The organism is Spirosoma fluviale, from assembly GCF_900230225.1.
Taxonomy (GTDB): Bacteria; Bacteroidota; Bacteroidia; order Cytophagales; family Spirosomataceae; genus Spirosoma; species Spirosoma fluviale.
In genome coordinates this window covers 273,079-287,932 of sequence record NZ_OCNH01000002.1, presented here as the reverse complement: position 1 = coordinate 287,932, position 14,854 = coordinate 273,079, and the positions used below count along the sequence as shown (strand labels likewise).

Below are 14,854 nucleotides of genomic sequence, written 5' to 3'. Positions count from 1 at the left end.
ACCGTCCCGGTCGGGTGTGAGGTAGCCGAAACTAGTCAGCTACATTCACACTCGACCGGGACGGTCGGTTTTACAAGAGTGTGACAGTAACATAAGATGGCTGTCCTACACATATGGACTCCGAAGTGTACCGTCGTAAACTCCCTCACATCCAGCCGCTATTTGGAACGTTCTTCGTTACTTACTGGCTTCATAACTCACTTCCGGTATTAATTAAGCAACAACTTCGGGAAGAGTATTCAATTGAAAAACAACGCCTACAAAAATCTGATGCGTATTCAATCACAGTTAATGATGAACTGAATCGAAGGTACTTTGGCCAATTCGATGCACTACTGGATTTGTGTACTTACTGTCCTGATTACTTATCAAACACAGCCGTAGCCCAGATAATAGCAGATTCTTTACATTTCTGGGACGGCAATAGAATTGACCTGATTGCCTATTGCATAATGCCTAATCATGTTCATGCGGTTTTTACGCTCATTTCTGAAAGTACAGATGCTGGAAAGGGTAACACCTTAAAAAAGTTGATGCACTCAATCAAGAGCTTTTCAGCACATGAAGCAAATAAGGCATTAAAACTAAATGGTGAATTCTGGGAAGAAGAAACTTATGACCGTCTGGTGCGTGATAATGACGAGTTACGTCGTATCGTAAAATACATATTGAGCAATCCAGTCAAAGCTAATTTATGTAGTGATTGGAAAAGCTGGAAATGGACGTACCTGAAGCCGGAGTATGATGAATTTTCGTAAGTGTGTAGTACCGACCGTCCCGGTCGGGAGTGACGTAGCCGAAATTAGTCAGCTACATTCACACCCGACCGGGACGGTCGGTACTACAATACTAAAAAAACTTTACCGCTTCTCCAGGGGGACAAACTCCCTCAGGGTAGAGCCGGTATATATTTGACGCGGACGGCCAATGGGCTCTTTCGTTTCGCGCATTTCTTTCCACTGAGCAATCCAGCCCGGCAAGCGACCGATGGCAAACATCACCGTAAACATGTTCGTTGGAATGCCCAGCGCCCGGTAAATGATCCCCGAGTAGAAATCGACGTTGGGGTACAGCTTGCGCGATACGAAGTACTCGTCGTTCAGGGCAGCTTCTTCCAGGCCTTTCGCGATTTCGAGCACGGGGTCGTTTACGCCTAGCTTAGCCAGTACATCGTCGGCAGCTTTTTTGATGATCTTGGCGCGAGGATCGAAGTTTTTATAAACGCGGTGGCCAAATCCGAACAAACGGAAGCCCGTTGTTTTTGCATTTTTGGCCATTTCCACATACTTCGACACATCGCCACCGTCGGCTTTGATGTTTTCGAGCATTTCAATTACTTCCTGGTTGGCACCGCCGTGCAACGGCCCCCACAACGCACTGATACCGGCCGAAATAGACGAATAGATATTCGCCTGCGATGAACCTACCAGACGAACCGTCGATGTGGAGCAGTTTTGCTCGTGGTCGGCGTGAAGGATAAGGAGAACATTCAGCGCTTCGGCAACGACCGGATCAACTTTGTAGTCTTCGACCGGCAGCGAGAACATCATATTCAGGAAGTTCGGGATGTAGTCGAGGGTATTCTTGGGGTAGTTGGTTGGGTGACCCAGCGCCCGTTTGTATGACCAGGTCGCAATGGTTGGCAGTTTAGCCAGCAACCGGATGATGTGTAAGTCGGTTTTGTCTTCTTCCTTACCACTTTCCAGATCGGGATAGAAAGCACTCATGGCGCTTACCAGCGATGCCAGAACGCCCATTGGGTGCGCTTTAACCGGAAAACCATCAAAAATTTTCCGCATGTCCTCATTCACCAGCGTGTGCCGCCGAATGGCCGTTTCGAAAGTGGTGAACTCCTCCTGTGTTGGCAGCTCACCATAAATTAACAGATAGGCAACTTCCAGAAATGAGGCCTTAGCGGCTAGATCTTCAATAGAATACCCTCGGTATTGCAGAATGCCCAGTTCACCATCCAGAAATGTGATGGCACTTTTGGTGGCACCGGTGTTTTTATAACCACGATCTAAGGTAACGTAGCCGGTCTGATCACGAAGGTTCGAGATGTCGAAGGCTTTTTCATGTTCGGTTCCCTCTAAGGTTGGAAATGAATACGTTTTACCATCGACGGTTAATTCAGCGGAGTTTGCCATACAAAAACAGGGTAGAGAATCTAGAGATAATGAGTTAGGCTTTTTTTTAAGCATTTGGCTACCCCTTTATGGGATGAACCCGTTTTACCGGAACATTTGCACCTTTCCTAAAACAGGCACAGAACCAACGAAACGAATCCACCGAACCAAAGGCTCGGTGAGGTAAGACCACGTCGGGCGAAATTAGTCCAAAAACCCAAACGACAGATGAAATTGTCTAAAAAAAGCCGTGTTACGTTTGTATTAAGCTATAACCGAAACTTTTTCCCATAAGTTTACCGGTCAACGCTTCGAAAAAACGCCCCCCTTCATAACCATCTGAACGCGTTGCACATCCGTAATCGTTTTTGTTGGATCGCCCTGCACCGCCACCAGATCAGCCAATAAACCCGGCCGAATTCGCCCACGATCTGTCAATTTGAAAACGTCGGCATTGATGGACGTGGCCGAGCGCATCACATCGAGGGGCTTCATTCCATAGTCCACCATCATGATGAGTTCGCGGGCATTGTCGCCATGACTGAAAACGCCCACATCGCCCCCGGCGCAAATGGTAACGCCCGCTGCCAGTGCCTGTTTGAATATCTCCCGCTTTTGTTTAAGCCGCTCGGGTTCGGGGTCCTGCCCTTTTTTCCAGCCACGATATTGGCTAACGGCATCGCCAGCGGCCAGCGTAGGGCAAAGAGCAGTACCATGCTGTTTCATGAGGGCAAAGATTTCGGGGGTTCCGGCATCGCCATGCTCAACCGTTTCGCAGCCCCCCAGAATGGCCCGACGCATGCCTTCTGCCGTACTGGCATGGGCCACCACGCCCCGACCACTGCTTCTGGCGGTTTCGACGATGAGCTTAATCTCCTCCAGCGTGTAGGTTGGCCGGGCTTCGGCCATGAGGCCCCAGCGGTAATCGGCGTAGATTTTTATGGCATCGGCCCCTTTGCCAATCTGCCGCCGAACAGCCTGAATCAACGCGTCGTGCCCATCGGCTTCTTCGGCACCCTGCGGCACGTCGATATCCGGGCTGAATCCTTTAGGCGCGTAACTGCCCGTGGCAATGAGCGCCCGCGTCACGATCATCATACGCGGACCGGGAATAATGCCTTTGTTAATCGCCTGTTTCAGACCTACATCGTCATAATCGGCCCCTTCGGTACCCAAGTCCCGCACGGTGGTAAAGCCCGCCATCAGCGTTTTCTGGGCGTGAACGGTGGCTCGCGCCACCCGCAGTGACCGGGCTTCTTTCAGCACCTGATCATCCCAGGGCGTTTCGTTATACGGGTGCAGCAGCAAATGCGAATGACCTTCAATCAAACCGGGCGTTAGTGTCGTGCCTTTCAGATCAACCACCGTAGCACCCGTTGCCGAAACGCTGCCGGCCGGACCGGCGGCTTCAATTTTATCGTCTTTTACCCGCACCACCCAGCCTTCGTGCATGGTTTCGCCATCGAAAACGCGGTCGGGTCGGAGGAGGTACCCGACAGCATCTTGCTGACGGCGAGGTACATTATAATTCGTTTTTCCCACCGACAGCAAGATGCTGTCGGGTACAAGCAGGAACATTAGTAGCCATTTACTCAAAGTCATTGTATTCAGGTTTTATGTAAGTCCATTTCCAATCCTGCCAGTGCTGGCAGAGTCCCGCTTTCACGGGGTTTTGCAGGGTATATTGTACGATGCGGTGGAGTTCGTTGCGGTCGCGCACCAAGCGGTCGTAGCTTTCGTGCTCCCAGAAACGGCCTGATTTATCAAGTAATTCGTTACACTTAGTAGCTGTAAAGCTCTTCAGGCTATGCATTACTTTGTCAAGGGTGATGGCTGGTCTGGCTTCAGGAACAGGATGAAGCGCAAACACAACATGCACATGATTCGACATAATCGTGAAGGCAATCAGATCGTACTTCTTTTCATCAAAAAAATGTAACGCATCGGCAACAACACGTGCGATTGCGTCAAGCCTTAAATAATCAGCACCATTATCTAATTTATCGAGAAGGGCATCGTACCGTCCAAAAAACTGACGATGGAGTCTGTCTAACTTATCAGGTGTGTAATCAGACTGCATCAGAAGCTGTTTGTGTAGCCAATTAAACTCTTCCTGTAACACCTTTCGTATTGACTGCGGCAATGAGTCAGCCAGTCGAAATGTCACGAAGAACGTTCCACCTAGCGGCTGAATGTGGGGCAGTTTAGTTCGGTAAAAGTCACGAAAAGGTTCGTTCATGTTTTTACACTTGTACCCGACAGCATCTTGCTGTCGGTGTGTAAAGTACACAAAATAACCTACACACCGACAGCAAGATGCTGTCGGGTACCCTCTTACCTTACCCGCCGGAGCAAACCCTCCCCAAATATCAGTACAATCAACCCTGGTAGCAGAATGGCCCCGGCCCGGAAGCCTGCACCCGTTAGCTTGTAGATACCTGTGTTGTACTGTGTGAAACTCTGGAATAAATAATAGGCCGATGCCGCCAGGAGGGCTACCGTGATGCCCAGTGCCACCGGCTTGCTTAACTGCCCAACCGCCCAGACGATGAGCAGACACAGTCCCACAACTACCGATACCGTTCCCAATGCTTTGGGGAACGTTTCGAGGTACGAGTACTCAAAAAAGAACACCCCAGCCTTACCAATAAGGTTGGGGTGCGACAATAGCCAGCCGTCCAGAACGACCAGCACCAAAAGTAAGATGTAAAAAAAAGGGTTACGCATAAAACTGTTTTCTCAGGCTGTATTAGACCAGCGAAGATAACAGCTTTTACACCTTTTCTCCGGTCAATTCCATCTTCAAAAACTTACCGGTGTAACTTCCTTTAACCTCAGCCACCTTTTCCGGGCTGCCTTCGGCAATAATATACCCGCCTTTGTTACCCCCCTCAGGACCGAGGTCGATGAGGTGATCCGATACTTTGATGACGTCTAGGTTGTGCTCGATGATCAACACGGTATTTCCTTTGTTAGCCAGTTTATTGAGCACGTCGAGGAGATGGGAGATGTCCTGAAAATGCAGACCGGTCGTCGGTTCATCAAGAATATAAAGTGTCTTGCCGGTATCTTTTTTAGACAATTCTTCGGCGAGTTTAACGCGCTGGGCTTCTCCACCCGACAACGTCGTGGCGTGTTGGCCGAGCGTAATGTAGCCCAGACCCACATCGTTCAGCGTCGTTACTTTGCGGAGAATTTTGGGCTGGCTGGCAAAGAAATCCAGCGCCTGTTCAACGGTCATGTCGAGCACATCGGCAATGGATTTGCCTTTAAAGCGCACTTCCAGCGTTTCGCGGTTGAAACGCTTGCCTTTGCAGGTTTCGCACATGACGTGAACATCGGGCAGAAACTCCATTTCGATCTTCTTCATACCCGCCCCCTCGCAACCCTCACACCGCCCCCCTTTCACGTTGAACGAGAACCGACCAGGTTTGTACCCCCGGATCTTCGCTTCGGGCAGTTCGGCAAACAGGGTTCTGATCTCCGAGAACATACCAGTGTAGGTCGCCGGATTTGAGCGGGGTGTCCGGCCAATGGGCGACTGATCGACCTCGATTACTTTGTCCAGATGTTCCAGTCCTTCCACCGTTTTAAATGCCAACGGCTCGCGCTTCGACCGGAAAAAGTGGCGATTCAGAATTGGAAACAAGGTTTCGTGAATCAACGACGACTTGCCACTGCCCGACACGCCCGTAATAGTCACCATCCGGCCAAGCGGCAAGCGGAGGGTAACGTTCTTGAGGTTATGACCCGTTGCGTTCTTGATGACGAGGAATTTACCATTTCCTTTCCGGCGTTCTTTTGGCACTTCAATGGCGCGTCGGCCGCTCAGGTAATCGGCGGTGGTGCTGCTGCCCGCTACGCCGACATACTTGTTTTGCAGAAATTCGGCGGGCGTTCCCTGGTTAACCACCTGCCCGCCATGCCGCCCGGCACCAGGGCCAATATCGAGGATAAAGTCCGATTCGAGCATCATGTCTTTGTCGTGCTCCACTACCAGAACGGTGTTGCCGAGGTCACGCAGGTTCTTCAGCGAGTCGATCAGTTTCACGTTGTCGCGCTGGTGTAGACCAATACTCGGCTCGTCCATGATGTAGAGCACACCCACCAACTGCGTCCCGATCTGGGTCGCCAGCCGGATACGTTGTGCTTCACCACCCGATAGCGTCCGCAACGGGCGGTCAAGTGTTAAGTAATCCAAACCAATATCGAGCAGGAAGCCAATCCGTTTACGAATCTCTTTCAGGATTTCCTTGCCGATCACATTCTGCCGGTTGGTCATACGGTCTTCAACCCCCTCGAACCAGGCCGTCAGTTCAGAAATGTCCATCCGGGCCAGTTCAGAGATGTTTTTCTCGTCGATCTTGAAGAAAAGTGATTCTTTCTTCAATCGGGCACCGTGACATTCCGGGCAGGACTTTATCACCATAAAGTCCTTGAGCCATTCCTGAATTTTATCGGTGCTGTTTTCCTGCTGCCGTTTCAGGAAATTGACAATGCCTTCGAACTTAAAGCTATAATAGTCCTCGCCAACGTACTTTTTGGAGGGCACCGTAGCTTCCTCTTCCGTTCCGTACATGAGGGCATGCATCAGATCGTCGGGAAACTTGTTCACGGGCGAGGTCAGGTTCAGCTTATATTTTTTCAGAATTGCTTCGATCTCCTTAAATATCCACAGTTCACGGTATTCGCCCAGGGGCGCAATGGCTCCCCGACTAATACTCAGCGACTTATCAGGAATGACCGATTCTTCCGTTATCTCTTCAATGACGCCCAGGCCATTACAAACCGGACAGGCCCCGTAGGGCGAGTTGAACGAAAACGAGTTGGGCGAGGGCTCGTCGTAACTGATGCCCGATTCGGGGTCCATCAGGTTCTGCGAGAAATACACCAGTTTTCCGTCGGCGTCCAGCATCTGCATGGCACCTTTACCCTGCTTCATCGCCGTTTGTATCGACTGGCTGAGCCGGTAGCGGTCTTCCGTTTTTGGAACGAGTCGGTCAATAACGATTTCGATGTCGTGGATTTTGTAGCGGTCAAGCTGCATCTTCGGCACGATGTCCTGCACCACGCCATCTACCCGGACCTTAGTATAGCCCGTTTTGGCGATCTGCACGAACAATTCGCGGTAGTGCCCTTTTCGGCTTCGGATAATAGGAGCCAGCAGGGTGATCTTTTTTCCCTCATATTGCTCCAGAATCGTATCGATAATCTGGTCCTGCGACTGCCGTTCCATCTTCCGACCCGTTACGTACGAATACGCTTCGCCCGCCCTGGCATAGAGCAGACGCAGAAAGTCATAGATTTCGGTGGTCGTGCCTACCGTAGAGCGGGGGTTTTTGGAGGTCGTTTTCTGCTCGATGGAAATCACCGGACTCAGACCGTTGATCTTATCCACATCGGGCCGCTCCATATCGCCGATAAACGAGCGGGCGTAAGCCGAAAAGCTCTCCATGTATCGGCGTTGCCCCTCGGCATAAATCGTATCGAAGGCCAACGACGATTTGCCGCTTCCGCTGATACCCGTCACGACCACCAGCTTGTTGCGGGGAATAACGACGTCGATGTTTTTGAGATTATGTTCACGGGCTCCCAGCACTTCAATCTGGTCGTAGCCTGTCAGATCAATATCAGTCAGACCGGCCTGGCGCTCGGTCGTTTTTTCTTCTGTCACGTTCGGTTGGCTCATTCTAAACAACAACGTAAAACGAGCGGGGCTAGTTTCCGGGAAATGTAGAGACGCGACCCTTCGCGTCTCCTTATGCGTCAGCAATCTGACCAGCTGGTTTTTTTCTCGTCTTATGGGCTGACGCTTGTGTAGGGCTGGCGCATAGGAGACGCAAGGGATTGCGTCTCTACAAGACAAAAAAATAAAACGATGGGTGAATTCAAATTTCAGAATAAATACAGGATTGCCTCTTCCCGATTGGCAACCTATGACTACGGAGCAAATGGTGCCTATTTCGTTACCATTTGTACGAAGGATAAAGCACCCTATTTTGGCGATATTGCTCTAATTAACGGCGAACCTGTTATCCAACCTACAATCATTGGCCAGCGAACCATTGACGGCTGGCTTTCTATTCCTACATTTTCGCCTTTTGTTAAGCTGGATGCGTTCCAACTTATGCCTAACCACCTTCATGGCGTTCTTTTCATCAATAAACCTGAATACGACAACTGGGAGCCAAACACATTTGGCCCGCAAAGTCAAAATCTGGCGTCTATTTTACGAGGTTTTAAATCAGGCGTAAAAGCACACGCCACCACTAATAATATCCTTTTTTGTTGGCAGACAAAGTATTACGACCGTGTTATCCGTAACGATAACGAACTAAATAGAATCCGCCACTACATCGAGAACAACCCTGCCCAATGGTTACAGGATTTAGAAAACCCAGAGGGGTTATACATGTAGAGACGCAATCCCTTGCGTCTCCTGACCGGATGGTTTTGGGTATGCCGTTAAAATTTCAATATATCACATGCAACTGACGCATACGTGTTGCTGACGCACAGAAGACGCGAGGGAATGCCGGTCCACCGTGGTCCGGCATTCCGGTGCGGTCTCTACAAGGGTGGGCAGGGCACCTGCTCACATCACGGCGGGGTGAAACGCTGGCTTTGAGACAAAGTACTCATGGCGATCAAAACAAAACGCTTACTTTCGTGCATGGCAAAATCTCCTAATTGGACTCGTGAAGAACTCATAGTAGCGTTTAACCTGTATCTGAAATTACCTTTTGGGCAGATGCATAAGAGTAATGCCAAGGTGAAAGAGTTAGCAGCCATTTTGGGCCGTCGTACACCAGATTCAGTGGCGATGCGACTTACTAATTTTGCCAGTGTTGATCCCTATCATCAGAATCGTGGTGTAAAAGGAATGAGCGGAGGCTACAGTCAGGTAAAACCCATCTGGGACGAATTCATCAACAACCAGGAAGAGTTAATTTTTGAAAGCGAACGGATTCTGGCTGAATACAAACATGAAACCCTAGAAGAAGCCTATCCGGAAATCGAGTTCGACCTTAAAGATCTGAAAGGCGAGATGAAGACGCGATTGGTAAAAACCCGGGTTAACCAAAACGTTTTCAGGCAAATGATTTTGAAAACGTACGAAAGTCGGTGTGCCATTTCAGGCATTGATTTGCCTGAGTTACTGGTTGCCGGGCATATAGTTCCTTGGGCTGAAAATGAGCATGAACGGCTCAATCCCGAAAATGGAATTTGCTTATCGAACTTATATGACCGCGCCTACGAGAAAGGTCTTATTTGTATTGATACCGACTACAAGCTACTGCTATCAAAGCAATTGAAAGGGCATACAACGAAGGAATTCTATCAGCAGTTCTTTGGACGCTTCGAGCGTCACCTTATTCTACTACCAAAGTCGTATCAACCCAGAAAAGAGTTTTTAGAATATCGACTAAAGCAATTTGAGCTTTAGAATCCTCTATAAATGTTAGCATTTACCATGTACTTCCTCTCAAGTCCTGTATTTATATAAACACTGAACTATTTCAAGAACTTCCTCCTAACTTAGAACGGTAAGTTTCTGATTTACAATACGATACCTCCTTCCATCATTTATATCATCCTGATTCTATAGCTTGTTCGGCTTGCAGAAGCGGTCAGAACGGTTAATTTTGTTAATCTGATTTTCATAGCTTAGACATACGTTCAGCCCATTCGCCCGGTTGAACATTTCCATAAAACAACGCATTCCAGATACATGGTACAGACTGACGTAATTGAACCGATTTTAGAAGAAGACAAAGGCCGCTTTGTACTGTTCCCCATTAAACACTGGGACATTTGGGAATACTATAAAACCCACGAAGCATCGTTCTGGACTGCCGAAGAGATCGACCTCGGCCAGGACATGAAAGACTGGAACAGCCTCAACGACGGCGAACGCCACTTCATCTCGCACGTGCTGGCGTTCTTTGCCGCATCGGATGGTATTGTGAACGAAAACCTGGCTGTCAACTTCCTCTCGGAGGTGCAGTACGCCGAAGCGAAATGCTTCTACGGCTTTCAGGTGATGATGGAGAACATCCACTCCGAGACTTACTCCCTGTTGATCGACACCTACATTAAAGACCCTGTCGAGAAAGACCGGCTCCTGAACGCTATCGACACCATTCCCTGCGTGCAGAAAAAAGCCGAGTGGGCCCTGCGCTGGATCGACAACGGCTCGTTTGCCGAGCGGCTCATTGCCTTTGCCGTGGTCGAAGGAATTTTCTTCTCGGGTTCGTTCTGCTCCATCTACTGGCTCAAGAAGCGGGGCATGATGCCCGGCCTGACGTTCTCCAACGAACTGATCTCCCGCGATGAAGGCCTGCACCGCGATTTCGCCTGTATGCTCTACACCGACCACATTGTCAACAAATTACCCGAGTCGGAGATTTACGACATTATTCGGAACGCGGTCGAAATTGAGCAGGAGTTCGTGGCCGATGCGCTGCCCGTGTCGCTCATTGGTATGAACGCCGAATTGATGAAGCAGTACATTGCCTTCGTAGCCGACCACCTGCTGGTCACGCTTGGTCTGCGGAAAATATACAACGTGAACAACCCCTTCGATTTCATGGACATGATTTCGCTACAGGGAAAAACCAACTTCTTCGAGAAGCGCGTGGGCGAGTACCAGCGGGGCGAAGTGATGTCGAAGTTCAAAGCAATGAAAGCCGCTTCGCAGTCACAGGACGCCGAAAACCCAGCCCCTGTTGCTGTTGCGGAAGAGCCCAAAGGCATTACGTTCGACGCTGACTTTTAATTTTTTACTGACTTTTCCGTATAAAACAAACGCCATGTCTCTAAGATGTGGCGTTTGTTTTATACCAAAACCCATTTCCTTTTCTAATTGATTACCTGACGGTATCGCAAACTTTCCCGCATGGGGCTGCCCCGCCCGATAAACCAGGCCAAACGGCCATAAATAGGGTCCCGGCGAAACTTACGGCCGTTTTTAATGAAGTAATACGCCCTAAACAAAGCCCGTTCGAGCCAGGTGTGGTACTTCCGGAAGTAATGAAAGAGCGAGATATAATATTCTTTCTCAATGTCGTAGTTTCGGGTTGTGCTTTGTCCGGTAAAATGCACATACTCGGCCTGAGGGACCAGATACGACTTATAGCCTTTCAGCAGCAGCCGCTTAGCGAGGTCCTCTTCTTCAACGTACAGAAAATGGGCCACGTCGAAGCCGCCAATCAGATTGAAAGCCGACGCCCGGACGAAGAGCGTACTACCCATCACAAACGGCACTTGCAACGGTTCGGTATACACCTGCCGGACGGACGGGTACAGCGTGGGATTGAGCGACCGAACAAACCCGTGGCCGAGAATTTTACTACCCAGCGTGGGCAAATAGCCAAAGGTCACCTGCCGGGAGCCGTCGCCGGAAAACATCTGCGCGCCACACAGACCCGCATCGGGCGTACTGTCCATAAAGGCGGCCAACTGCGTGCATACGTCGGTTCGTAACACGCAGTCGTTATTCAGAAAATAGTAATAATCGGCCGCTGGGTCGGCCCGTTGAACACCCAGCATATTGCCGCCCGAAAAGCCAAGATTTATTCTACTGCGAATGAGCTGAATGGTTGGGCCGCGCCCGACAATGGGTTTCAGTGCTTCATAATCTGCTGCGCTTGAGTTATTATCAACAATGACAATCTCATAATCAACACCACCGCTGGCTACGGATGCGGTCTTTCCGAGAATCGAATCGACGCAGTCATAGGTGAACTGATGCGAGTTGTAATTGAGCAGGATAATGGAGACTTTACGAGGGGTCATTTGGCAAAAGTAGCACGGTTGAGAACACGCGATTGTAAATCTAATTAATCGTGGCTTCCCGGCCGCGCTACTCTTCCCCTAGCACCGAAAAGATCAACTCCGATTCGTATCCTTTGCTAAGCGCATAGCGTACCAGCTTCTGTTTGACAACCAGCGGGTTATCATCCCGCAAACTTTGCCGTTTTTTCGCCAGTAAATCCGAGAGCGTGCCCCGGTAATCGTCGGGGGCGATTTCCTTCATGGCCTGGTCGAGGTTGTAGCCCGTGATGCCGCGCTGCTGCAGGTGCTGCTTTATTTTCCGCTTTCCCCAGCCTTTCACCCGAAATTTCCCGCCCGCAAATGACTTCGCGAAACGTTCCTCATTCAGGTAGTTCTGTTGGATCAACTCGGCAATCACTTCTTCGGCATCGTCGCCCCAGATGCTCCACTCCTTCAACCGGTCGCGTACTTCCTGCTGCGTACGTTCCTGATACGCGCAAAACATGGCTGCCTTGCGAAGCGCATCCTTTACTGATTCTGTCATATAAAAAGATAACACGCACAGCGCCGAAATTGCTCACGCTAACCCATTCGCTCGCCTGTTTTTTACGTCAGTGTTTTACCGGCTGATGCTGCATTAATTCATTGATCAGGGTTTCGACCTCGGCAACGGACCTACTCACAACCAGGTATTCATGCCCTTTCCCGGCGTCATCCCAGCCATTGGAGCCGTCGGCGTTCATCGTCAGCCGACCCGATTTAACGGTATAATACGGTGCGTAGCCTTTTACACCCACCAATACGGCGGTCTGGTCCCAGCTCATCCGGCCGTTTTTGTCCTCGGCCGCTTTCGGCAACGAAATCCGGAACACATCTTTTACCGGGCTATTCTGGATACGAGTATTCTGAGTAAGGGGTAAGCCGGAATGAATTTTCTCCCCTATTTCGAACCCACTCATGAGAATTGGCGTGGGCCATTTAGCGAAAACGATTTTCGACGAAGCCACGTCTCTATGAACGTTGTACTCCCGGCCACTCGGAAATTTGCCTGCCATGCTCACCAGCTTCTTTACTTTTTTCGTCACAAGTTCTTTACCCGATAGCTTAGAATACTGGTCGGGCGGGGAGTTGAGCAGGTTGGCCAGATTTGTCAGAAAGCCGACGGTAATAATGGTTACACTCTGGTCGGGTTGTTTGGCCAGAATCTGGCGATAGAGCGCCACGGCGTCCGGCACCTCGCTGTTCGACCTGATCTTGTGCGGATACCGTGCTACCAGCGTGTCGGACCAGTGTTGCGTGTCTTTATCGCTCACGGCTTCTCCTTTCGGGACGCCAATAGGAATGTTCGGGCGGTTGAAATAGGTGTTCAATACGCTCAGGACCGAGGTTACCTTTGGGTAATTGGTGCTAGCAATAGTGGCCAGAATACGCGTCTGACCTGCATCGGCAAAGGCGTGGAGCATGGCAATAGCACCCACATCGTCGTAATCCGGCCCCATGTCGGTATCGAAAATAACCGGAACAGGTTGATTTTTTTGGGCCGACTGTCCATGCGACAGACCGGCTGTCAGAGCCAGCAACACACTGGTGAAAAATAAATAGGGACGAATCATCAGGTTAAACGAGATTTACGGGCCGGTTCGTGACCAACTTCCGGCCTGTGGAGTTACAAATAGATTGATACGTGTCGTAATTCACCAGTTAAAGGACTCTTGCTATGATTTCTCTTAAATCACTACCTACATCACCGGATGCCCAGTTACGAAATCTCGGCTGGGACTGGATGCTCGGCCAGGATACACTGCCTTATCTGGCTAACGAGGTTGTAACGGTAAAGTCTACCGAAGCGGATGCCTACTATGAAGCGGCCAATGAATTATTCGAGATGTTTATAGCCGCCGGGCAGCAGATCATCGACGAGAACCGATTTGCCGAAGCAGGCATACCCGCCAACCTGATTGCGCTGATAAAATTATCGTGGGACGACGACCGGCATATTCACCTCTACGGCCGCTTTGACCTGGCCGGGGGCGTTGATGAACAGCCCATTAAACTAATCGAGTTCAACGCCGATACGGCCACCTGCTTACCCGAAACGGCCGTTGTTCAATACGCACACCTGCGCGCCAACGGCCTCGACGATAGCCAGCAGTTCAACGCGGTCTTCGAAACCTTGACGGGCCAGTTTGAGGAACTCCTCGCCGTGAACCCCGACTTACAGCCAACGCTGCTACTCTCGGCCATGCGGGGCTTTCCCGAAGACGATGCCAACGTAGCCTTACTGGGCGAAGCGGCCCGGGAAGCGGGTTACGATATCGAATTTGACTTTGTCGATAACGTCGATTTTTCGGCTGAAGAGGGCATCTTCTGGCAAAACCCCAAAAACGGCGAGTTCGAAAAGCTGGACTTCTGGTTTAAGCTGGTGCCCTGGGAGTCCATCGCCGAAGATGAGCCGGAACTGATTCAGATTTTGACCGAGATCGTACGCAAGCGTCTGGCGGTTGTGCTGAATCCGGCCTATACATTGCTATTTCAGTCGAAATACATTCTAAAAGTGTTATGGGAGCTTTACCCAAATCACCCGCTTCTTCTCGAAACGGATACGAAACCACTACCCGGAAAGCCCTGCGTTGAAAAGGTGCTGTTTGGGCGAGAAGGAGCCAACACCCGTATCTTAAACCCGGATGGCAGCGAACGCCAAACCACCGAAGGCGACTATGGTGATTATCCCAAAATTTACCAGGAATACGTCGATTTCCCGAAGGATTCGGCCGGAAACTCGTATCAGGCCGGTGTTTTTTATGCGGGTGAAGGCTGCGGTTTAGGCTTCCGTCGCGGGGGCCTGATTCTGGATAATACGGCTGGTTTTGTGGGACATGTTGTCGAGTAATGCGTCAAAGTGAAGTTTATCAACTAGTTTAGTACGGCTCTGGCAAGGTTGCCAGAGCCGT

13 protein-coding genes are annotated in these 14,854 nt (G+C 50.2%); 5 read left to right on the top strand and 8 right to left on the bottom strand.

The window, feature by feature from the left end:
• Window positions 1–113: 113 nt before the first annotated feature.
• Window positions 114–758 (top strand): transposase, encoded by a 645-nt coding sequence (locus CRO74_RS12070; protein WP_097126316.1) that lies wholly within the window; start codon window positions 114–116, stop codon window positions 756–758.
• 102 nt (window positions 759–860) lie between these two features.
• Here the strand turns inward: CRO74_RS12070 and CRO74_RS12065 are convergent, their stop codons facing one another.
• The 5 genes from CRO74_RS12065 to uvrA form a co-directional block, all read right to left on the bottom strand.
• On the bottom strand, window positions 861–2,147 hold the full coding sequence (locus CRO74_RS12065; protein WP_097126315.1) for a citrate synthase: 1,287 nt from the start codon (window positions 2,145–2,147) through the stop codon (window positions 861–863).
• Between the two features lie 282 nt (window positions 2,148–2,429).
• On the bottom strand, window positions 2,430–3,728 hold the full coding sequence (locus CRO74_RS12060; RefSeq protein WP_218840214.1) for a metal-dependent hydrolase family protein: 1,299 nt from the start codon (window positions 3,726–3,728) through the stop codon (window positions 2,430–2,432).
• Window positions 3,715–4,365 (bottom strand): transposase, encoded by a 651-nt coding sequence (locus CRO74_RS12055; protein ID WP_097126313.1) that lies wholly within the window; start codon window positions 4,363–4,365, stop codon window positions 3,715–3,717. The genes CRO74_RS12060 and CRO74_RS12055 overlap by 14 nt, the downstream gene beginning before the upstream one ends.
• Before the next feature lie 95 nt (window positions 4,366–4,460).
• Window positions 4,461–4,853, bottom strand: a complete 393-nt coding sequence (locus tag CRO74_RS12050) for a hypothetical protein (RefSeq protein WP_097126312.1) — start codon at window positions 4,851–4,853, stop codon at window positions 4,461–4,463.
• Window positions 4,854–4,899: 46 nt separating this feature from the next.
• Window positions 4,900–7,815 carry an excinuclease ABC subunit UvrA gene (gene uvrA / locus CRO74_RS12045; protein ID WP_097126311.1) on the bottom strand — a complete coding sequence of 972 codons (2,916 nt, stop codon included), beginning with the start codon at window positions 7,813–7,815 and terminating at the stop codon, window positions 4,900–4,902.
• A gap of 237 nt (window positions 7,816–8,052) precedes the next feature.
• On the opposite strand from uvrA, the gene CRO74_RS12040 reads away from it, so the two are divergent.
• The 3 genes from CRO74_RS12040 to CRO74_RS12030 all read left to right on the top strand — a co-directional run bounded on the left by CRO74_RS12040 (window position 8,053) and on the right by CRO74_RS12030 (window position 10,905).
• Window positions 8,053–8,544 (top strand): transposase, encoded by a 492-nt coding sequence (locus CRO74_RS12040; protein WP_179830181.1) that lies wholly within the window; start codon window positions 8,053–8,055, stop codon window positions 8,542–8,544.
• A 222-nt stretch (window positions 8,545–8,766) separates the two neighbouring features.
• Window positions 8,767–9,573 carry an HNH endonuclease gene (locus CRO74_RS12035; RefSeq protein WP_245877829.1) on the top strand — a complete coding sequence of 269 codons (807 nt, stop codon included), beginning with the start codon at window positions 8,767–8,769 and terminating at the stop codon, window positions 9,571–9,573.
• 285 nt (window positions 9,574–9,858) lie between these two features.
• The gene (locus tag CRO74_RS12030; protein ID WP_097126309.1) at window positions 9,859–10,905 is read left to right on the top strand and encodes a ribonucleotide-diphosphate reductase subunit beta; all 1,047 of its coding nucleotides are present in this window, start codon (window positions 9,859–9,861) and stop codon (window positions 10,903–10,905) included.
• An 83-nt stretch (window positions 10,906–10,988) separates the two neighbouring features.
• Here the strand turns inward: CRO74_RS12030 and CRO74_RS12025 are convergent, their stop codons facing one another.
• From CRO74_RS12025 to CRO74_RS12015, 3 genes are all read right to left on the bottom strand, one after another.
• Window positions 10,989–11,924, bottom strand: coding sequence for a glycosyltransferase family 2 protein (locus CRO74_RS12025; RefSeq protein WP_097126308.1), 936 nt, complete (start codon window positions 11,922–11,924; stop codon window positions 10,989–10,991).
• A 67-nt stretch (window positions 11,925–11,991) separates the two neighbouring features.
• Window positions 11,992–12,447 (bottom strand): regulatory protein RecX, encoded by a 456-nt coding sequence (locus tag CRO74_RS12020; RefSeq protein WP_097126307.1) that lies wholly within the window; start codon window positions 12,445–12,447, stop codon window positions 11,992–11,994.
• A gap of 67 nt (window positions 12,448–12,514) precedes the next feature.
• Window positions 12,515–13,516 (bottom strand): nucleoside hydrolase, encoded by a 1,002-nt coding sequence (locus CRO74_RS12015; RefSeq protein WP_097126306.1) that lies wholly within the window; start codon window positions 13,514–13,516, stop codon window positions 12,515–12,517.
• Window positions 13,517–13,620: 104 nt separating this feature from the next.
• On the opposite strand from CRO74_RS12015, the gene CRO74_RS12010 reads away from it, so the two are divergent.
• Window positions 13,621–14,793 carry a glutathionylspermidine synthase family protein gene (locus tag CRO74_RS12010; protein WP_097126305.1) on the top strand — a complete coding sequence of 391 codons (1,173 nt, stop codon included), beginning with the start codon at window positions 13,621–13,623 and terminating at the stop codon, window positions 14,791–14,793.
• Window positions 14,794–14,854: the final 61 nt, after the last annotated feature.